Raw genomic sequence first — 19,805 nt, forward strand, 5'->3', positions numbered from 1 at the left:
GTCCGGTGACCGGTTGCGCCCGGTCCGGGCCCGGACCGGCCGGCGTCGGCGCGCCACGGGGCTGGGTACGCTCGCCCCGTGCGGTCGGCGCGGACACCGCGGGAGCCCGACCGGCCCGGCCGCGGGACGGAACACGGTGGCAAGGGGGCTGGGCAATGTGGCGGATCGGTGAGGTCGTCGACGGCCGGTACGAGGTGACCCGGGTACTGGGCCGGGGAGCCATGGGCGTGGTGCACCAGGTGCGGCACCTGGGCTGGGGCACCGACCTGGCGGTCAAGAGCCCGCGGGGCGAACTGGTCCGCGACCCGCACGGCCGGGACCGCTTCGTCGCCGAGGCCGAGGCATGGGTGTCGCTGGGTCTGCACCCACATGTGTGCGGCTGCTACTACGTCCGCACGCTCGACGGCGTGCCCCGGGTGTTCGCCGAGTACGTCCGTGACGGAAGCCTGCGGGACTGGATCACCCGGGGCACCCTGTACGAGGGGAACCGGGACCAGGTCCTCGCCCGCATCCTCGGCCTCGCCGTCCAGGCGGCCCACGGCCTGGAACACGCGCACGCCCAGGGGCTCGTGCACCAGGACGTCAAGCCCGCGAACATCCTCGTCGACGCCGGCGTCGCCAAGGTCGCCGACTTCGGCCTCGCCCGTGCGCGGGGCCCGCTGCTCCCCCTTCCGGAAGGAACGGGGGACGCGAGCGTACTGGTCACCAACGGGGGTCTCACTCCCGCCTACGCGTCCCCGGAACAGGCCCTGGGGCAACGGGTGGGGCGGCGCAGCGACATCTACAGCCTGGCCGTTTCCGTCCTGGAGATGTTCACCGGCGAGATCCTCTGGGCGTTCGGATCGGTTGCCGGGCAGACCCTCGAAGAACTGCGGGCGTCGGGGGAGTTCGCCTTCCCGCTCCCGGAACGGGTCGCCTCCGTCCTTGCCCGGTGCCTGGCGGCGGACCCGCGGGACCGGCCCGGCTCCATGGCCGAACTCGCCGCCGAACTGGACGAAGCGGCCGAGCGCCTCACGGGCGGGACCGTGCTGCGGACCCCGCCCCGGGCGGCCGACCTGCGCGCGGGCGAACTCAACAACCGCGCGCTGTCCCTGCTCGACCTCGGCCGGCCGGAGGAAGCGGTCGAGACCTTCGAACGGGCGGCGGTGACCGATCCGCACCACGCCGCCACCCAGTACAACGCCGGGCTGCTGCGCTGGCGGCGCGGGGAGATCACCGACCTCCGGCTCGTCACCGCCCTGGAAGAGGCCAGGACATCGGCGGACGGCGACTCCCCCCTCGCGTTCCTCCTGGCCCAGGTGCACCTGGAACGCGGGGACCTGGAGGCGGCACGGGCCCTGCTGGAGAACCTGGCGGAGCACCCGGAGGCCCCCGACGCCGCCGAGGCCGAGGCGGCCCTGAACACCGTCCGCTCGGGAGACGTACCGGACGCCCGCTGCACCGCGGTCCGGGAAGCGGCCTGGCAGACCTTCCCCTTCTCCCGGATGAGGGACGAACGGAAGCGCCTGTCCATGGAGATCCGGATGCGGATGGCCCCGGACGGGAAGACCCTGCTCACCGGAAGCTGGGACGGCACGCTCCAGCTCTGGAACACCGGGGACGGCCGGAGCCTGAGCGTCATGCGGGGGCACACGGGCGCCGTGCGCTCCCTCGACCTCGGCCGGGACGGACGCCTCGCGCTCTCCCTGGACTGGAACGGCGAACTGCGCTGGTGGGACCCCGACGACGGCAGTTGCCTGCACGAACTCTCCCTCACCGCGGAGGACCACGGCCGGGCCCGGTATCCGGTGGTGCGGCTGGTCCCGGGAAGCAGCACCGTGCTGTGCGGAACGGCCGACGGCCGGGTGGTCCGCCTCCACCGGGACGGCCGGACCGTTCCCCTCACTCCCTCCATCGACCCCGCCGACCCCGCGGTCCCCGTAGGCTCCGGCGACGAACCGGTCCTGGCGCTGGAGGTGAGCGCCGACGGCCGCAGAGCCCTGGCGGGCGGGACGCACGGCAGCCTCTGGCTGGTGGACCTCACCGACGGCTCCACCCGCCTGCTCCCGGACACCGGGGGCGGATTCGTCCACGCGGTGTGCCCGAGCGCGGACGGGCGCCGCGCGCTGAGCGGCCACGGACGCTCCATCCGGCTGTGGGACCTGGACACCGGGCGCTGCCTGCGCACCATCAGCGGTCCCTTCCACGGTGCCCACTCGCTCACCCTGAGCGCCGACGGACGCCGCGCGCTGTCCGGCAGGGCCGGCGCGCTGCAATGGTGGGACCTGGACACCGGGCGATGTCTGCGCACCTTCCACGGGCACCGCGGAGAGGTGAGCGCGGTCTGGCTCTCGCCGGACAACGGGCACGCGCTCTCCGCCGCCCAGGACAACACCCTGCGCCAGTGGTCGCTGCCGGGCACCTACACCGCCCCGCCCCATCTCGACCGTCCCCGCGCCCCGGCCGATCTCAACCGGTCCCGGGAACACGTCACCGACCTGGTCGTGCGCGCGGAACAGGCCCTGGACCGAGGCCGGTTGGCGCAGGCGTTGGAATGTCTCACCCGGGCCCGCTCCGTCCGGGGCCACGAGCGCGACCCGAAGGTGCTCGACGCCTGGCACCGGCTCGACGGCCGGGCCACCCGCGTGGGCCTGCGCGCCGGGTGGCAGGCGCGTGAACTCACCGGCCACACCGCCTCCGTGAACTGGATCGACCTCACGGACGACGGGCGGCTCGCCGCGTCCGCGAGCGCCGACCGCACGGTTCGCCTGTGGCGGACCGAGGACGGCAAGTGCCTCTCGGTCCTCGAAGGACACGACCACCTGGTCGATCGCGTCGCCTTCAGTCCCGACGGCGGGCGCCTGCTGTCCCTGGGCCGGGACCGCAGGGCCCGCCTGTGGGACGTCGACACCGGCACGTGCCTGCGCGTGCTCGACGCCTCGGCCTTCGGCACGGCGGTGCGCTTCTGCGGCGACGGCAGCCGGGCCCTCATTGCCGGCCAGGGACGCATGCTGCGCCTGTGGGACCTGGACGAGGACCGGCCGCTGCGCGGCTTCGACGGCTTCGAACTCTCGCTCAACGCGGTCTGGACGACCCCCGACGGCCGCCTCGCCGTCACCGGGGGCGACGACAGGACCGTACGGCTGTGGGAGCTGGACAGCGGGCGGTGCGTGCGCACCATGACCGGGCACGCGCACCACGTGATGTCCGTGTGGCTCAGCCCCGACGGCCGGTACGTGCTGTCCGGCGGGACTCATCGCGAAGGCGCGATCCGGCTGTGGGACGCCTCGTCCGGCACCTGCCTGCAGACCTTCGAGGGGTACACGCACTTCGGAGCCCGTCTCACCGCCGACGCCCGCTTCGCCGTATGGAGTTCCGCCGGTGCCGTGCAGGTGGCCGACACCCGCACGGGCCGCGTCGTCCACCGCATCGACGGCCTCACCCGGGGACTCTTCACGGCCGCACCGACCCCTGACGGCCGCCATGTGCTCACCGGGGACATGGAGGGACTCGTCCGGATGTGGGAGCTCGACTGGGAACTGACCGTGTGATCCGTGCCCCTGTCCGCGCCCGGGCCCGCACGGTCCGGCCCGGCTCCCGAGCCGAGCCGAGCCGGACCGCACCGCCCCGGGCGCGGGTCAGCCGGTGGTTGCGGAGCGGGGGGCTCGTGGGCCGCCCCGGTCGCGCCACTCGCGGAAGGGGGCGACCTCTGCCAGCCCCGACCGCACCGCCACCAGTCCCTCGGCGAAATCGGCGGCCAACTCGCTCAGCATGGTGAGGAGTTCGCCCTGCGGCAGCCGTTCGCATGTCGGGTCCGGTACCCACCGCGTGCGCGAGGCGCAGTGAATGGCTACGCCCCCGGCTTCCGGGCGGAAGGTCAGCGTCCGCTCCAGGCCCTGGGAGTAGAGGTCGACCTCGACCTCCCGGTGTGCCCGCACCCCCGCGAGCAGGTCCGGAAGCTGCTCCATGAACGCGGACAGGTCGTACGCCACGTCCACCGGCCACTCGGGAGTACCGAAACCACCCATCCGGAAGCTGCCGTCCCCGGCCTCGGCGAGGACCTCGCACGCCTCCATGACCAGGGTCTCGTACTCTTCGTCCGGCTCCGGGGAGACCGGGTCGCCGACGGGGGCACCCCTGGGGGCGGGCGGGCGGAACGATACCGAGAAACTCATGCGCCCAAGTCTCCTACTCCAGGTCGACGACCGGGTACGCCGTGCGGTAGAAGCCGCCCGGCCCCGGGACGAGGGTCGCCGCCCGGGCGGGGGAGATGGTCCCGTCCGGCATGATCACCTGCCCGAGCCCGTCCGGGATGCGCACCGTGCGGGGACCGGAACCGGGTACGTGGACACTGCGCAGGAACTGCGCGGCGGCCTCGTTGTCCAGCCACTGGCCCTGCTGGTTGCCGGTGCTGCGGGCGCGGTCGGTCAGCGCCTTCGTGTTCTTCGCACCCGCACCGTGGGTCTTGAAGGTGTGCCCGAAGGTCTTCACGCTCCTGGAGGACCAGTTCACGCAGTCCTCGTCACCGACGGATCGGGCCGCGGGCAGCGCCGGGCGATCGCGACGGAGGAACGCCGCGATGTACCGGACTTTCAGGATCCCGCCCCGGACCGACTGCCCGGGAAGGCCGGAGGCACCGGGAGCACCGAGGACGCCGGGAGTACTGGGAACGCCGGGAGCGTGGTGGGCCACGCCCGAGGCGCTGCGGGCCACGGGGCAGTCGGCCCCGTCGCGTTCCTGCCGCACCTTGTCGACCAGCTTCTTGACCTCGGTCGTCGCCAGGGCGCGGGCGGTGATCAAGGTGTCGGCGCGGTAGGGGATGCGGTACTGGACCGGACGGCCCCCACTGGCCCGGGAACGGGCCCGTGCCTCGGCCTTCTTCCGCGCCTCGATCGAGGCGAAGGTGGGGCCGGCGCCCGGGTTGGAACAGGACAGGCTCCCGGAGACACCGGCGCCGGTGACCGAGAAGGAGCGCTGCGGACTGGTGCACCGGCCCGCGGACCTGCCGTCGATGCTGAAGGAGGCGGCCATCACCGCGGTGACCTTGCCGCCCACGAGACGGCTCCTGGCATCGGTGGTGATCCGCCCGGCGAAGCTGTTCCTGGCCGTGCATCCGCCCGAACCGCATTTCACCGTTCCCGAACCACTGAGAGCCAGGGAAATGCCGCTGTCGGTGGCGCCGTTCAGCTCCTTTGCCTGCTTCTCCAGGGTGTCGAACATCGGATCGACGGCATCCCCGGTGACCGGCACCAGGTCCAGCCCCGCGGAGTCGCTGCCGTCGAGCGGACCTTCCGTCACCTCGGGGGTTTCGGCGGGGCCCTCGTCCCCGGAGGACTCCTGCACCTGGGCCTGGACTTGGGGCTGGGGCTGAACTTGGACTTGGGTCCGGGCCGGGGCCTGGACCGCGGTGGTCGCCGATCGGGCCGAGACCGCCCGGGCCCGGTCGCCGGAGGACCCGGACGAGGGGGAGGAGCCGTAGGGTTCCAGGCGCAGCACCCGATGGGGCTTCTTGTCGGTGACGAGCAGACGGCCCATCGAGGTGTCCACCACGAGTGCGGGTGTGCCGTTCACCGTGGGAGGCTCGGCAGGTCCGTCGGGAGCGGGCGTGTTCTCCAACCTGTCCAGGGACTTGGAGAGCTGGATCGCCAACAGGGCGGGGGACGGCCTGCGTTCCACGAGTTCCTGTGTCTCGCCGTCGCTCCCCTGCGCGGCCGTCCACGTGCCGGAGGCCCGTGCGTCCGACCCCGTTCCGGAGGCCGGATCCTTCTGCCGGGTGAAGGTCCTGCCACCGATGTCCAGGATCTCGCGGGCGAGTTCGGTGTCGCCCGACCCGGCGGTGCCGAAGCGGCTTCCGGAGGCGGTGACCGTGACGTCCCGTTTCGTCGCACCGGTGGCGGAGTCCTGGTACCGCAGGCCGGGGGAGCCGGCCAGCGCGGTCACGGCCTGCCGGAACGGCTTCAGGTCCCGTGCGGCCTCCGCCTTCTTCGGACCGAGGACGTCGTTCCAGAACAGCAGCCCGGCCAGCAGCGCCACGACCAGCGCACCGATGCCACCGAACAGCAGCAAGCGCCCGCGCCGTTGGGCGAGCGGCCCTTGCCCACCCGGCCCGTCCGGCGCCACCGGGGGCTGAGAACCGTACGGGTGGCCGGGCACAGGACCGTGGGGGAAGTGCGGCGGCGGCACGGGTGGCGGACCCTGCGGGGAGTACGGGCCTTGCGGCGGATATGGACCCTGCTGCGGATACGGGCCCTGCGGCGGTGGTCCGAAAGCGCCGGGCGGCGCCGCGTACGGGGAGTGCTGGGGCGGTACGGTCGGCGGAGCCGGGGGTGGTGGCCCGAAAACGCCCGGTGGCGGGCCGTGGGGAGAATCCTGCGTCGGGTGGCCCGCCGGGGGCCCGGGTGCGTCTTCGTGCTCCGTCATGGTCGTTCCCCCGTATGTGGGCTGCGGACTGTGGGCCGGGCCGCCGCCCGTGGGCGTGGCGTCCGGGCGTCCGGCCGGTCATGGACCCCGGGGCCGGAACAGGCACCGAAGGCGGCAGGACGTCGATCGTCAGGGGAACAGTGTGGTGGTGACGTGACATCAGACGCTGCCGGTTTCCGGATATTCGACCGGAAGCGAGCTGGTGGCAAGGCCGTGTTCGTGTCCCTGCCGGGTGCGCCCTTCGACTGCGCGGTTCGGCCGGGCCCAGGCGGACACATTCGGGCCAGGCGGACACATCCGGGCCCGGTGGAGACGGTCCTCGCAGTATCGTGCGGGCGGTCGGGCCCGGCAAGGAGGGCTCGCATCTCCTCGACGTGGTGGATGTGAAGGAAGACATGACCTTCCTCGACGGACAGCCCGGGTACACCGGGCCGAGTGGCTGCCGGAGCTGCGCATTCCTCGGGACCGGCCAGTGATCAGTCCCGAACACGCGGCGGAGTCGGCGCGGCGGTACGTGGACGAGGATCCCCTCAACGATCAGGCGGACCTGGTCCCCATCGAGGGTTACGCGGCCGTGGCCGGCGAGGCCGCTTACTTCGGATTCCAGAACCGGGCTTACCTGGAGACCGGCGACCCTTCTCTGATGATCGTCGGCATCGGTCCCGTCCGAGTCGATCTGCTCACCGGTGAATGCAGGATGCTCGGCGCGGTCGAGGCCAGGGAGATGGATCTGTTCGACGTCGATGAGCTCGCCCTGCCGGGCCCGGGCGGTTGGCGGCTGGTTCCGCCCGAACTGGCGGATGCCTGGCGGGCGGCCTTCGACGCGGAACCGGCCGCCCCCGACCTCTCGGCGCCCTGTCCCCGATGCGGAGCGACGGACCTCCACCGCTGGTACCGGGTGGAAGGGCCGCTGGACGAGGTGTTCGACGGGGTCCGCGCCGTTGCCTACGGCCGGCGAACCGAGTGGTGCGCCTCGTGCCACCTCTGCCACGAGGACGGTGACGCCTTCGTGCCGGACCACTGGCAGTCCCCGTACGACGTTCCCGAGGCATTCGAGATGAGGTTCGCCCCGCGCTGCATCGAGGCCGCCCGCCGGGCGAAGCTCGTAGCCGGCCTCGGTACTGACGGACTCCCGTGATCAACTGGCGCCGGTTCCCCGTAGGACCCGACCTGCGGTGACCGTGCGTGATCTCCACCGGCGTATCGGCTCCAGGTCCCGCCGGTCTCGTTGAGCCGGCGGGTGCTGGTCCGTGGTGGCCGAGAGTGTTCGAGACGGTCCGGTCATCGTTTCCTGCCCTCGTGGGGGTGGGACCCGATACTCAGGAAAGGGGCCGTCGCAGGAGCCGGTTACGTGCTCCGGGTCGGGAGCCAGGCGTCGATGACCTCGGCGACGAGGGCGGCGCCACGACTGTTCTGGTGGATGTGGTCGGTCGTGAGCACGAGACCTCGGCGCCGGGAGACCGTGTCGAGGCCGCGACGCAGCACTGCGCGCTGGACGAGGACGCCGACGCTCGACGCGGGCGTCGGCTCCTGGTAGGGGCTCGGCGGTGGGTCCGCCCGGCGCAGTTCCTCGGTCTGGCGTTCGTGGAGCGGGAGGTAGGCCGCCTTGTTGGTGGTGGCGACCTCGGCGATCATGCGGCTGTACGCCTGTGACGCCTGAGCCGCGGCTCCGTCGGGTTGTTGGCCGAGGACCGGGAGGGACAGCAGGGCGATCATCGCGTCGGTCTGCGTTCGCAGCCGTTCGACGGCGGCTGCCAGGCACTGCTGGAACCAGCCGGCCGACGGGCGCTCGGGGAGCTGTTTGCGCTTCATGGCCCGCTCGACGGGATAGCCGACGAGGCTCGCCCGGGCGTCGTTGGTCCCGATCAACACGGTGATCACGTCGGGCGGGTCCGCGACGACGGCATCGAGGCGGCGTGAGAGGTTGTGGGCGAAGTCGCCGTTGACGCCGAAGCGGGCGAGCCGTACCTCGCCCGGAGGACGGCGTCGTTCGAGAGGGCCCAGGTAGTCGACGCTGAGCTGCGCGCGGGTGATGCTGTCGCCGAGGCACGCGACACGGGTCGTCACGGTGTTCGCGGGCCGGACGTGCCGGCGTGCTCGGTCGGGTGGGCTCCGGTCCGGGGACGGTGGTCGGTGCCGAGGCCGGCGGTGATGGTCAGGATGGACGCAGGCCCCGCCAGGTCGACCGCGTGCCATGTCCCGGCCGGGTTGACGGTGGCCTCGCCCGGCCCGAGCACAACCCGGTCGGGCACTGCGTCCCCATCGCGGGTGACCGTCACCGACCCGCTGAGGCAGATGACCAGTTCGTCGCCGGCGGGGTGGCGCTCCCAATGGTCGCCGGGGCCGTCGCCGTCGAAGATTGTCACCAGTCGGCCCTCGGCGCCGTCCGCCGCGACCGCGGCGCTGTAGGCACGGAGCACCTCCGGGTCCCAGGCGAAACCCTCGACGGGTTTCGCTCTCGACCCCAGCCCGAGGTGCACGGGGGTGGTCCGCAGGTCGATGGCGTCGGATTCGTGATTGAGGAGTCTCATGCCGACGATCGTCACAGGACGGCGACCGGGTGGTCTTGAAGGAATGGGAACGGAAGTCCACGCGATGGGCGGCTACCCGGTCCCGAGAAGGACTTCGCCGCGACGCCAGAGCGTCGGCGGCCGGCCCGTGAACTCGCGCCAGTCCCGGACGAGATGGGCCTGGTCGGCGTAGCCGGAGACGGCCGCCACGTCGGACCACGAGAGCGGCTCGTGCGCCGTCGCCAGTTCGTGCGCGTGCTCGAAACGCAGAACTCGGGCGAAGGTCTTCGGTGACAGGCCCACCTCACCGCGAAACCGCTCGGTGAGGTACCGACGGCTCCAGCCCAGTTCCGCGGCCACCGTCCCGACCTGGACGCGGCCCCGCGAGGCCAAGAGGCGGCGCCATGCCTCGGCCACCTCGGGGGGCACCCGGGACACGCGGTCGCCGACGGAGCCGCGGCCGACGGCGCGCAGGAGCAACTCGTCCAGCACGGCGAACCGCGCCACCCATGTCGTCGCCGCGCGGAGCCGGTCGATCAACTCGACGCCGAGCGCTCCGAGAAGCTCGTCGAGTGGGACCAGTCGGTGGGCGAGGGCAGCGGGGGGCATGCCGTAGACGGCCCGGGCCCCGAGCGGTGTCAGCGACACCTGTACGCCTTCCTGGCGTCCGTCGTGGTGGATCGCGACGGCCCGGCGCATCAGACCGCCGGCAACGCCGGCGAACCCGGTGACCGGTGACCCGTCGTCGACGCCGGCCGCCACCTCCAGAGGGCCGGACAGACTGATCACCGCAGTGAGCATGCGACCCGGCGGACCGCAGTGCACCCCCGCCGGGAACCCACGGAGATCGAAACCGACATACGAGCCGACGTACTGCCGCAAGGCGGGCGCCGGACGTGCATCGATCCTGGTGGCCGTATGGTCTTCCACCCTCGCAGTGTACGAACCGGTGTCGGTAGGAGCATCGGTACAGCAGTTGACGCCAAGCCGGTGATCTTGGCCAGATCGGGATTTCGGGAGTGCTCACGCGGTTCTCGTACCCGCGGCGGGCGGGAGGGGCGCGGTGCAGGACGTCGAGCACGTCGAGGATGCGCCCGGTGCCGCGCACGAGGCGGAACATCCCGGCGACGTGCACGGTGTCGCCCGGCCGCGCGTGGATGAGCAGGCCGCCGAACTCCGGGCGCCCAAGCGGGTGGAGGCGACCGGAGACACCGGCCTCCTCCTCGAAGACGACCGGGTACTCGATCCCGGCCTCGGCCGGGACGAGGTTCCGGCGGTCGGCCGACTGCCGGTCGGCCGACACCCGCTTGCAGACGGGATCGGCCACGCTGCCCCTCGCTCCTGCCGCCTCATCGGACCTCGGGTGCCGGCCGAGGTCTTTCGTTCGGATCATCACGGGCGAGTCGCTTCTGGAGGCCGGGTCAATGCTGTCGCCGAGCAGCGGAAGGCTGCGTGGATGCACCCGGTGACCTACGACATCCGGCTCGTGCGAGTCCGGCCGGGCCATGACGTGCGCGAAGACGGGTGCGCCGTCGGCCTCTCCGACGGTGGGGACGAACACCGGCGGCCACCCCGCTTCGGCGTCCGGTCCGGGAGCAACGGCTCGATCCGCGCCCCTTGCGTATCGGCCAACGGCACCCCCGGACCAGCGACCGACTGATCCGAACGAAACCGCCCAGCCCTGTCGTCATCCGAGGGCGAGCGCAAGCGGTCGACTGCGTCCGTGACGCAGTCGGGACAGACTGTTGTCTGCCACCGGTGAACACCACCCCGAGCGGGCACAACGGTCATTACCGTTCAGCCGCATGACGACGATCACAACGCGTACGGTCGAATACCCGGCCGACAACCTGACGATGATCGGACACCTCGCGCTCCCGGCCGGTGCCGAGAGCCGGCCCGCGGTTCTGATCGGACCCGAGGGAGTGGGGCTCAGCGACGTCGAGCGCCGCCGGGCCGATGCTCTGGCCGAGCTGGGGTACGTGGCGTTCGCCTTCGACCTCCACGGCGGACGCTATTTTGAGGACCCGGAGGAAATGCTGGCCCGTTGCATGCCGCTGCTCGCCGACCCCGACCGGATGCGAGGAATCGGTCACGCCGCGCTCGACGTGCTGCGTGCCGAACCACGGGCCGACCCCGACCGGACAGCCGCCATCGGCTACGGCACCGGGGGTGCGGTCGCACTGGAACTCGGCCGCGATGGCGTCGACCTGCGTGCGATCGGAACAGTCAACGCACTGACCACGGGCCGACCGGGCGAGGCGGCACGCATTCGCTGCCCGGTATGGGCCGGGGTCGGGTCGGAAGACCCGATCATGCCGCCCGCGCAACGGGCCGCGTTCACCGAAGAGATGCAGGCCGCGGGCGTCGACTGGCGCCTCGTGGTCTACGGAGGAGCCCTTCACGCCTTCCACCACCCATCGGTCGACCACACCGTGCCTCCCGGCGTCGGCTACCACCCACGGCACGCCCAGCGGGCCTGGCGTGACATCGTCGCCCTGCTCGCCGAGTGCCTGCCCATCACGGATTGATCAGGTTGCGTTCGGTGTACCGCTTCACGCACGAGACGTCCTCGATCCCGAGCTGCGCGGCCCACGGAACGTCCAGCGGGTCGTCCGGGGGAACCGGCCGATGCGGCGCACCGTGCACATCTGGAGCGCGAACCCGGGTCGACGTGGTCCCCGCGCCGCTTCGCGATCAGCTCGCGGTCCTCGTCGTCCAGGAAGAAGAACCGCTTCAGCTCCGGCCGGGTCGGCTCCTTACCGGCTTGGCGTCAACCGCTGTACCGATGTTCCGGCCGTCGGCTACAGGTCCGCGATCCAGGGGTGGCCCGGGTGTACGCGGGCGAGCAACTCGGCCAGGGTCTCGCGCTGAGCCGAGGTCATGTGCGTGACGGTCGCCTCGAAGTCCGTCCGATCCTTTCGACGGGCGTGCTTGGCCTTGAACAGCAGGACCAGTTCGGGTGCCAGATACGGAATGCCTTCCCTGGTGTGATGGACGATGTCGCGGTAGGGGAGCCGGATCCTCTCATCGCGCCGGCAGATCCAGGTGTCGCCGTCGTGCGGTTCGCGGAACACGTCGAGCAGGTAGTTTCCGGTGGCCGGATCGCGGAGCCATGTCTGATGCACGGCAGCCAGCACCTTTGGTGTGGCGTCCTCCCAGATCCGGCCGCTGCCTGCCGCGTCGAAGACGTATCCGGGGAAGCGGTGGCGGACCTCGGGAAAGCTCGCGGCCGGAATCGCGATCTCGATGTCTCCATGAGCACGCGTCTGCCTGCCGCGGAACAAGTCCAGTGCCCAGCCCGCGGCCACGTACCAGGGCGTGCCGATCCCGGCCAGCCGCTGCGCGACCTCGCTCGGGGTCCAGCAGGACGACCACCTGGCAGGGAGGGCTTCGATCTCCTCGGATGACAGCTCGATGCCGCCGCAGGGCAGTTGCTCGCTCATCGCAGGAATTTATCAGCGGGCTCGAAGTCCTGGCCATGGTCGATGAAGGAGGCCGACGGGCCTTGAGCCGTGCACCGTCGGCGATCGCACAAAGTCACCAGCCGGTTGAACTCCTCGGTGAACTCGCGGCAGTTGGATATTGAGCTCCCACCAGTACCGGGGCCGGAAGCCGACATCGACCGGAACGACTGGGGCGGCAACGAGGCCCGGTGCTTCCCGCCGCGTGATCGGCAGGAAAGCGCGGACCGTCGGCCGGGCCACCGGCCGTTGCATCGCGCCAGGAGGCGGAACGCCGGTCGGTCCCGTCCATTGGGCTCGTGGGGGGGCAAGCCCACCGGGTACGGCCGGACCAGGACCCGATGACCTGAGGAGGCGTTGTCGTACCGGACTTGAGGAGCACAAGTTCGAGCACAGCGACTTGACCGGGTGGTCTCCTGACCGTCCGGCGCCCCGTCGACCCGCGACCGACGCGAACCGGGGCGGCTCCGCCCAGTAGATGGTGACAACTTTAGTTACCATTTCGAGTGACGTGAACTATGGTTGTCGCATGATGGAGTCCGGGATCACCCGAGAAGAACAGGTAGAACTCGACAAGGCTCTGTATGACGCCTTGAACCCGCTGGCCTCGGCCATTCGCGCCCGAACGACCGGGCTGTCCGTGGATCGCATGTGGGACGCGGAGCCCGTCGAAGTGGCGCTGTCCGTTCTTGCCGCATGGAAGGTGGTGGACGCGGAGGTCAAGCGACTGACCGCGAACGCGGCAGCGACCGCCGGTTCCTACGGGGCGAGTTACGAGCAGTTGGGGGCCGTGTGGGGTATCACGCGGCAGGGCGCCCGCAAGAAGTGGCCCGACGCCGTCAGCCGCCCGGCGCCCGCGGCAGCCCGGACGAGCACCCTTGAACTCTTCGGCGGAACTGCTGAACTGGTCCAAAGGCCATCCGGTGGCTGGAGCTGGACAGGCAGGGGCGCCGACGGGGCATCCGGTGCGGCCGACGACGGGACGGCTTGTGCGACCGCCGAGGAAGCCGCAGCCCACGCCGGCGTATTCCTCAAGGAGCACGGCCCCGGCGCTGTTGACCGGCAGTGAGAGCCGATACCGCACCGGTTGCGGCGAGCTCGGCCGGCATCCGGCCCGTCTCCTCCCGCGGTCTCTCCACCCATGGCCTCGAACGCGACATCCGGGCCCGGCTCGCCGGCTGCCGCCGACTCCACCGCCGCTCCGAACGCAAGGCCGGTCGCCTACCCGCCTTCACCGGCATCGTCCGCACCTCATCGGCTGCCGCGGACTGTCCGCTCCCCTCATTCCTCCCCGCTCAGAATCATGAAGCTCTCCGGGTTCGGCACCGGGGTGAATCCGGCCTTCGCGTAGACCTCGTGCGCGTCGGGAGTCGACAGGAGGACGCGCTTGAGCCGATGGGGAGCAAGGTGGTCGCGAACCGCGGTCGCAAGCCACGTCCCGAGCCCCTTGCCGCGGTGGGCGGGGGCGACGTACACGTCGCAGAGCCAGGCGAAGGTGGCACGGTCGGTGACCACGCGGGCATAGGCGGCCTGGTCGCCGTCGGCATCGTAGATGGCGAAGTTCAGCGAGCCGCGCATCGACTCCTCGACAGTCTTCCGGGTGCGCCCCAGGGCCCAGAACGCGTCCGTCGAGAGCCAGCGGTGCACCAGTTCCACGTCGAGGCGATCCGGGTCCGTCGAGAGCTCGTACTCGTTGTTTCCGCCGCTGGTGACCATGGAGCGGCAGAGTATCCATGATGCTTGGTTTTTCCAAGTAGCGGCTGCGTCCGATGAGATGGCTCCTCAGGCCGAAGCCCCGCTGCGGCGGTCATGCCCTGGCAGGAGCCGGCCGCCGAGCAGCAGTACCGCGCAGGCCCCGGCCGCCAGCAGCCCGCCGGCGAGGAAGGTGCCGCGTACGTCGGCGAGCGGCAGGACCAGACCCCCGAGCGCGGCGCCCGTCGCGATGCCGGCGTTGTAGGCGCCGGAGTTCGCCGCGAGCGCGAGGTCGGTGCGGCCCGGTGCGCAACGCAGCATCTCGTTCTGGGTGGCCATGAACACCGGCCCGAGCGCACCGCCCATCAGGGCCAGGAACACCACCGCCGCCACCGGACGGGAGCCGGCGGCGTACAGGCCGAGCATGCCCACCATCTGCACGGCCACGGCGGTGGTCAGCGCGGCCTGCGGGAAGCGGTCCAGCACCGCCCCGGTGACGCCCACCCCCGCCAGACACGCGATGCCGAAGACCATGAGCAGGGCGCTGATCGCGCTCGGGGAGAACCCGCTCACGTCGCCCAGGAACTTCACGATGTAGGTGAACCCCGCGAACGCCCCGGCGGCGGACAGGGTTCCCGCCGCCAGCACGATCCCGAACCGGCGGGCGTCGGGATGTGCCGCGTAGGCGGCGGACTCCTCCTCCGGGCGCGAGGTCGGCAGCAGGGCGGCGACCGTCACGAGCGAGACGAGTCCCAGGGCCGCCGGTATGCCGACGGGCACCTCCCAGCGGCTTTGCCGGCCCAGCCAGGTACCGACGGGAACACCGAGCACGAGGGCGAGCGAACCGGCGACCGACAGCGCCCCGACCACACGCCCGCGGACCGAGGGCAGGAACAGCCCCACCGCGACCGGCCCCATCACGGCCCAGAACAACGCCTGGGCGAGCGCGGTCAGCAACCGTGCCGCGAGGAGCAGCCAGTAGGAGGTGGCCAGCGCCGCGACGAGACTGGACACCACCAGTGCGGCCAGCACCCCCGTGAGCACATGACGCCGGGGCACGGCCCGCATGGCATGGGCGAGCGGCAGGGACGCGACGGCCACCGTCACGCCGTACCCGGTGACCAGGAGACCGACCGCCGACGCGGACACCCGCAGGCTTTCGGCGATGAGCTCCAGAAGGCCGACCGGCAGGTTCTCCGCGGTGTTGAAGGTGAACGCGGCGAGCATCAGCGCCGCGAGCACCGCGAACCTGTGCCAGGGAGCCGGTCGTGGCGCGCCCCCGCGTTCCCGCCCTGCCCCGGCCCGTCGGGTCTGTTCCGCGTCACCGTCCATCCGAGCACCCCACTGGGCCCGTACGTTCCGCCGCAACCGAATTTGTCTGTCATGCGAGAGTGTTCGAACGAATCGAGTCGGTGTCCGGCCAACTGCGGTCGGTCCCGACGGCGAGCACGGTGGGTGCGGCGAGCATGACGAGTACGGCGATGCGCAGGTGGCCCGACGCGCGGCCGGGGTGTGCGTCGGCGGGTTCGTAGCGGGTGCGCACCGCCCCTTGGCCTTCGAGCCGGGGCGAGGGTCTACCGTCGGTGCGGTGAGCACCTTGCGGATCTCCCGGCTTGCCGAACGCTCCGGCGTTCCGGCCGCCACGCTGCGGTTCTACGAAAGCGCCGGGCTGTTGCCCGCCGACCGGGCCGGGGACGTCGCGGCGCCGGCCGCCGACGAGCAGCGGTGCTGTCCGTTCCTCGACTTCCGGCTCCACCTCGACGGTCCGGTCCTGCACCTCCGGGTGCGGGCCCCGGCCGAGGGAACCGCGCTGCTCGCCCAGCTCTTCGGCCCGGCCGCCTGAGCCGGCCCCGCCCCGCCCTGTCCCGGTCCTGGCCCGTCTCCCGTTCTCGTTTCTCACCCGTCAGAAGGTTTCGCACCGTGCTCGTCGCCCGTTCCGTCGCCCTTTTCGTCGTCGCCGCCCTGTTCGAGATCGGAGGCGCCTGGCTGGTGTGGCAGGGCATCCGCGAGCACAGGGGCTGGATCTGGATCGGCGCCGGTGTCATCGCGCTCGGGCTGTACGGAGTGGTGGCCACCTTCCAGTCCGACGACAACTTCGGGCGCATCCTGGCCGCGTACGGCGGGATCTTCGTCGCGGGGTCGATCGTCTGGGGCATGGTCGCCGACGGTTACCGCCCCGACCGTTTCGACGTCATCGGTGCCCTGGTGTGCCTCGCCGGGATGGCCGTGATCATGTACGCCCCGCGCGGCCACTGACCGGTCGGCCTGTCGGCCGGGCCGCTGCTCGGTGATCCACCGGGCAGCCAGGAGGCCGGAGGCGGCGGTGAGGACGGCCGCGGCGATGACGGTGGTGCCGAGGCCGAGCAGATCGGCGAGGACACCGGCCACGAGGGCCCCGGCGGCGTAGCCGATGTCGCGCCAGAAGCGGTAGGTGCCGAGGGCGTTGGCCCGCCAGGCGGGATGGGCGTGGTCGGAGACCGATGCGATGAGGGCCGGGTAGACCATGGCGGTGCCGAGGCCGAGGGCGACGGCGGACAGGATTCCGGCCAGGAGCGGCCGGTCGAGGAGGACGAGGGCGAGGACGAGACCTCCGGCCTGGACGAGCATGCCGTGGACGATGAGGGGTTTGCGGCCGACGCGGTCGGCGAGGTGGCCGGCGGGGATCTGCCCGAGACCCCACAGGAGGGGGTACAGCCCCTTGATCAGGCCGACGGCGGCCAGTCCGAGCCCGTGGTCGGTGAAGAGCAGGGGGAAGACGCCCCAGGTGAGGCCGTCGTTGAGGTTGTTGATCAGCCCGGCCTGGCTGGCACCGCGCAGGGAGCGGTCGCGCCAGGAGGTGCGGGTGAACGTGGCTCTCGGGCCGGTGTCCTCGCCGGTGGGCAGGGGTTTGGTGTGGTGGGCCAGTTCGAGGGCGACATGGGCGGCGGTGTCGCGGACGACGAGGGCCAGGGCGAGACCGGCGACGACGAAGACGGCGCCGATGAGCTCGGGGACGGGGCGCAGGCCGTAGCCGGCGGCGAGGTAGCCGGTGAGCAGGGCGGTGCCGCCGACCGCGGTGTATCCGGCGGCCTCGTTCAGACCGGTGGCCAGCCCCCGGCGGGCGGGGCCGACGAGGTCGATCTTCATGTTGACGGTCATCGACCACGTCAGGCCCTGGTTCAGGCCGAGCAGGACGTTGGCCGCGACGATCCACCCCCAGGAGGGCGCGTACGCGAGGGCGAAGGGGACGGGCACGCCGATCAGCCAGCCCGCCACGAGCAGCTGCTTGCGGCGGAAGCGGGCGGTGAGGGCTCCGGCGGCCAGGTTGGTCAGGGCCTTGGTGAGGCCGAAGGCGATGATGAAGGAGAAGACGGCCAGGTCGCTGGTCAGGCCGAAGGTCTCGGAGCCGATCAGCGGCACGGTGGTGCGCTCCAGGCCCACCAGACCGCCCACGGCCGTGTTCACGATGACCAGCAGGGTGAACTGCGGCCAGTTCTCGCGCAGCCCCAGCCGTACGGGGCGCACGGAGCCGCCGGACGGCGGGGCGGGCGCGGCGATGGTGTTCACGGGCAGGTGTCCTCAGGGTCCGGGGGCTGGCGGGGGAACGGCGCCGGGCGGGTGCGCCGCGCGCAAGGGGGCGGCCGGGGGTATGCCGTGCGTGGAAAGACCGTCCGGCGTACGCCGCGCGCGGAGAGACGGCCGGACGTACAGCGCGCGAGCGACGGCGACCGGGCGTGCGGCCGATGGCGACAAGCGGCGCAGTTCCGTGAAGCAGGAATGCGTATGTGCAGGCCAATATACCCCCACCCGTATTTTCCCCAGAGGGTGAGGCGGTTCGCGCTCCGTGGTGCAGAGATACCCATGGGGGTATTTGACTTCTCGCGCCGACCGTCCTACGGTCGAGTACATCAATACCCCGGGGGGTACCCGAGAGAGTGAGGGAAGCCTCGATGTGTGAAGTGGACCTGGAGGTCTTCGCGGCGGAACTGGCCGCCGGAGCGTTCGTCATCGACGTCCGCGAGCCCGATGAGTACCTGGCCGGTCATGTGCCGGGCGTCCACAGCGCACCGCTGTCCGCGTTCGACTCCGTCTCCTGCGCCCTGCCCGAGGGCAGGCCGGTGTACGTGATCTGCGCGAGCGGCAACCGGAGCCTGCGGGCCGCCGAGCGGCTCGCGGCCCGCGGGGTCGACGCGCTCTCGGTCGCGGGCGGCACCAAGGGCTGGGCCCGCGCCGGACGGCCGCTGGTGAGCGGCGCGGACGCCTGATCACCGGAGCCGGCCGACCGGTCCCACCCCACCGGGCGCACCGCCGCCCCGTGACCAAACCTTTCGCACCCGTTGCGGGTGAGCGTTCCTCAGGAGGGAATTCGCCGTGTTCTTCACCCAGTACTACCTCGACTGCCTCTCCCAGGCGTCGTACATGATCGCCGACGAGGGGACCGGCCGGGCGGTGGTCGTCGACCCGCGCCGTGACGTCTCCGAGTACCTGGCCGACGCCCGTGCCCGGGGCCTCACCGTGGTCGGCGTCATCAACACCCACTTTCACGCCGACTTCGTCGCCGGTCACCTGGAGATGGCGGACGCGACCGGCGCCTGGATCGGCTACGGCCGCCGCGCCGAGACCGAGTACCCCATCCGCAAGCTGGCCGAGGGCGAGCGGATCTCCCTCGGTGACGTCACCCTGGAGGTCATGGAGACCCCGGGGCACACCCCGGAGTCGATCAGCGTCCTCGTGTACGAGCGGGCCGACGACACCGTCCCGTACGGCGTCCTGACCGGCGACGCGCTCTTCATCGGCGACGTCGGCCGCCCCGACCTGCTCGCCTCCGTGGGCGTGACCGCCGAGGAACTGGGCGGGATGCTCCACGACAGCGTCCAGAACAAGCTGATGGCCCTGCCCGACGAGGTCCGCGTCTTCCCCGCGCACGGCGCCGGCTCCGCCTGCGGCAAGAACCTCTCGACGGAGAAGCAGTCGACCATCGGCGAGCAGCGCGCCACCAACTACGCCTGCGCCCCGATGAGCCGCGAGGAGTTCGTCGCGCTCGTCACCGCCGGCCAGTCCGCCGCGCCCGGTTACTTCGCCTACGACGCGGAGCTCAACCGCAAGGACCGCGTCCGCTACGACGCGACGGCGGCGACCCGGCCGCTGACGCTGGAGGAGTTCGCCGGGCTGAGGGCGGGCGGCGCGGTCGTCGTCGACGCCCGTGACCCGCAGGAGTTCGCCGCCGGACACCTGCGCGGCGCGGTCAACGTGCCCGCCGACGGCCGGTTCGCCGAACAGGCCGGCACCGTCCTCGACCCGGCCGACGAGCTGGTCGTCATGGCCCCGCAGAACCGCGAGGAGGAGGTCGTCACCCGCCTCGCCCGCATCGGCTTCGACCGGGTGGCGGGCTACCTGCGCAACCCCGAGGACGCCCTCCGGGCGATGGAGGACGAGGTCACCCCCGCCAGCCGCCTCACCGCCGCACAGCTGAAGGCCGCCCTCGCCGGTGACAACCCGCCCGTCGTCGTGGACGTCCGCACCTGCGGCGAGCGCGAGGCCAACGGCTTCATCCCCGAGGCCCGGCACATCCCGCTGAGCGAACTGGCCGCGCGGGCGGACGAGCTCCCCGCCGACCGGCCGCTCGTCCTGCACTGCGCCGGCGGCCACCGCTCCTCCATCGCGGCCAGCCTCCTGCGCCACCGCGGTGCCGAGGACGTCTCCGACATCCTCGGCGGCTACGCGGCCTGGGCCCTCGCCGCGGAATCCACCGGCGCCTGAC

At 71.9% G+C, this 19,805-nt stretch carries 17 protein-coding genes and 3 pseudogenes; 8 read left to right on the forward strand and 12 right to left on the reverse strand.

All coding sequences use genetic code 11. The annotated features are described in order from the left end of the window. The first annotated feature begins 155 nt into the window (after nucleotides 1-155). Nucleotides 156-3,530, forward strand: a complete 3,375-nt coding sequence (locus ACFYW1_RS02895) for a protein kinase (RefSeq protein ID WP_388986035.1) — start codon at nucleotides 156-158, stop codon at nucleotides 3,528-3,530. An 87-nt stretch (nucleotides 3,531-3,617) separates the two neighbouring features. On the opposite strand, the gene ACFYW1_RS02900 is transcribed toward ACFYW1_RS02895, so the two are convergent. Together ACFYW1_RS02900 and ACFYW1_RS02905 are read right to left on the reverse strand one after the other, a co-directional pair. Further along, a complete protein-coding gene (locus ACFYW1_RS02900; protein ID WP_388986037.1) occupies nucleotides 3,618-4,154 on the reverse strand; it encodes a hypothetical protein in 537 nt (178 codons plus the stop codon). A gap of 13 nt (nucleotides 4,155-4,167) precedes the next feature. Further along, the gene (locus tag ACFYW1_RS02905) at nucleotides 4,168-6,045 is read right to left on the reverse strand and encodes a hypothetical protein (RefSeq protein WP_388986038.1); all 1,878 of its coding nucleotides are present in this window, start codon (nucleotides 6,043-6,045) and stop codon (nucleotides 4,168-4,170) included. 826 nt (nucleotides 6,046-6,871) lie between these two features. Here ACFYW1_RS02905 and ACFYW1_RS02910 point away from each other — a divergent pair. Next, nucleotides 6,872-7,537 carry a hypothetical protein gene (locus tag ACFYW1_RS02910; RefSeq protein ID WP_388986040.1) on the forward strand — a complete coding sequence of 222 codons (666 nt, stop codon included), beginning with the start codon at nucleotides 6,872-6,874 and terminating at the stop codon, nucleotides 7,535-7,537. A 209-nt stretch (nucleotides 7,538-7,746) separates the two neighbouring features. Here the strand turns inward: ACFYW1_RS02910 and ACFYW1_RS02915 are convergent, their stop codons facing one another. The 4 genes and pseudogenes from ACFYW1_RS02915 to ACFYW1_RS02930 form a co-directional block, all read right to left on the reverse strand. Then, nucleotides 7,747-8,466, reverse strand: a complete 720-nt coding sequence (locus tag ACFYW1_RS02915; RefSeq protein WP_388986042.1) for an SGNH/GDSL hydrolase family protein — start codon at nucleotides 8,464-8,466, stop codon at nucleotides 7,747-7,749. After that, a complete protein-coding gene (locus tag ACFYW1_RS02920; protein ID WP_388986044.1) occupies nucleotides 8,463-8,930 on the reverse strand; it encodes a cupin domain-containing protein in 468 nt (155 codons plus the stop codon). Before ACFYW1_RS02920 ends, ACFYW1_RS02915 begins: the two co-directional genes overlap by 4 nt. A gap of 72 nt (nucleotides 8,931-9,002) precedes the next feature. Next, the gene (locus tag ACFYW1_RS02925) at nucleotides 9,003-9,839 is read right to left on the reverse strand and encodes a helix-turn-helix domain-containing protein (protein WP_388986046.1); all 837 of its coding nucleotides are present in this window, start codon (nucleotides 9,837-9,839) and stop codon (nucleotides 9,003-9,005) included. Nucleotides 9,840-10,029: 190 nt separating this feature from the next. After that, a pseudogene (locus tag ACFYW1_RS02930) lies at nucleotides 10,030-10,416 on the reverse strand (hypothetical protein); the annotation flags it as partial. Between the two features lie 298 nt (nucleotides 10,417-10,714). On the opposite strand from ACFYW1_RS02930, the gene ACFYW1_RS02935 reads away from it, so the two are divergent. Then, nucleotides 10,715-11,440, forward strand: a complete 726-nt coding sequence (locus ACFYW1_RS02935) for a dienelactone hydrolase family protein (protein ID WP_388986047.1) — start codon at nucleotides 10,715-10,717, stop codon at nucleotides 11,438-11,440. A 7-nt stretch (nucleotides 11,441-11,447) separates the two neighbouring features. Here ACFYW1_RS02935 and ACFYW1_RS02940 read toward each other — a convergent pair. Continuing rightward, nucleotides 11,448-11,667 (reverse strand): annotated as a pseudogene (locus ACFYW1_RS02940) (DUF4158 domain-containing protein); the annotation flags it as partial. Between the two features lie 46 nt (nucleotides 11,668-11,713). Then, on the reverse strand, nucleotides 11,714-12,355 hold the full coding sequence (locus tag ACFYW1_RS02945) for a nucleotidyltransferase domain-containing protein (RefSeq protein WP_388986049.1): 642 nt from the start codon (nucleotides 12,353-12,355) through the stop codon (nucleotides 11,714-11,716). 547 nt (nucleotides 12,356-12,902) lie between these two features. Between ACFYW1_RS02945 and ACFYW1_RS02950 the strand changes: the two genes are divergently transcribed. Further along, the gene (locus ACFYW1_RS02950; RefSeq protein WP_388986051.1) at nucleotides 12,903-13,442 is read left to right on the forward strand and encodes a hypothetical protein; all 540 of its coding nucleotides are present in this window, start codon (nucleotides 12,903-12,905) and stop codon (nucleotides 13,440-13,442) included. 212 nt (nucleotides 13,443-13,654) lie between these two features. On the opposite strand, the gene ACFYW1_RS02955 is transcribed toward ACFYW1_RS02950, so the two are convergent. The 3 genes from ACFYW1_RS02955 to ACFYW1_RS02965 form a co-directional block, all read right to left on the reverse strand. Next, on the reverse strand, nucleotides 13,655-14,089 hold the full coding sequence (locus ACFYW1_RS02955) for a GNAT family N-acetyltransferase (protein WP_388986053.1): 435 nt from the start codon (nucleotides 14,087-14,089) through the stop codon (nucleotides 13,655-13,657). 66 nt (nucleotides 14,090-14,155) lie between these two features. After that, nucleotides 14,156-15,292, reverse strand: coding sequence for an MFS transporter (locus ACFYW1_RS02960; protein WP_388986988.1), 1,137 nt, complete (start codon nucleotides 15,290-15,292; stop codon nucleotides 14,156-14,158). A gap of 154 nt (nucleotides 15,293-15,446) precedes the next feature. Further along, nucleotides 15,447-15,608, reverse strand: a complete 162-nt coding sequence (locus ACFYW1_RS02965; protein WP_388986055.1) for a hypothetical protein — start codon at nucleotides 15,606-15,608, stop codon at nucleotides 15,447-15,449. 45 nt (nucleotides 15,609-15,653) lie between these two features. Between ACFYW1_RS02965 and ACFYW1_RS02970 the strand changes: the two genes are divergently transcribed. Both ACFYW1_RS02970 and ACFYW1_RS02975 read left to right on the forward strand, forming a co-directional pair. Next, nucleotides 15,654-15,908: a MerR family DNA-binding transcriptional regulator gene (locus tag ACFYW1_RS02970; RefSeq protein ID WP_388986058.1), complete on the forward strand. Its 255-nt coding sequence runs from the start codon at nucleotides 15,654-15,656 to the stop codon at nucleotides 15,906-15,908. Between the two features lie 77 nt (nucleotides 15,909-15,985). Continuing rightward, nucleotides 15,986-16,321, forward strand: coding sequence for a YnfA family protein (locus tag ACFYW1_RS02975; RefSeq protein ID WP_388986991.1), 336 nt, complete (start codon nucleotides 15,986-15,988; stop codon nucleotides 16,319-16,321). A 48-nt stretch (nucleotides 16,322-16,369) separates the two neighbouring features. Here ACFYW1_RS02975 and ACFYW1_RS02980 read toward each other — a convergent pair. Then, nucleotides 16,370-17,611, reverse strand: a pseudogene (locus ACFYW1_RS02980) (MFS transporter); the annotation flags it as partial. 383 nt (nucleotides 17,612-17,994) lie between these two features. Here ACFYW1_RS02980 and ACFYW1_RS02985 point away from each other — a divergent pair. Beyond that, the gene (locus ACFYW1_RS02985) at nucleotides 17,995-18,309 is read left to right on the forward strand and encodes a rhodanese-like domain-containing protein (protein WP_388986061.1); all 315 of its coding nucleotides are present in this window, start codon (nucleotides 17,995-17,997) and stop codon (nucleotides 18,307-18,309) included. Nucleotides 18,310-18,415: 106 nt separating this feature from the next. Further along, on the forward strand, nucleotides 18,416-19,804 hold the full coding sequence (locus tag ACFYW1_RS02990) for a rhodanese-like domain-containing protein (RefSeq protein WP_388986064.1): 1,389 nt from the start codon (nucleotides 18,416-18,418) through the stop codon (nucleotides 19,802-19,804). The last annotated feature ends 1 nt before the right edge of the window (nucleotide 19,805 follow it).

Origin of the sequence: Streptomyces sp. NPDC002669, assembly GCF_042889165.1 — a bacterium.
Lineage (GTDB): Bacteria > Actinomycetota > Actinomycetes > Streptomycetales > Streptomycetaceae > Streptomyces.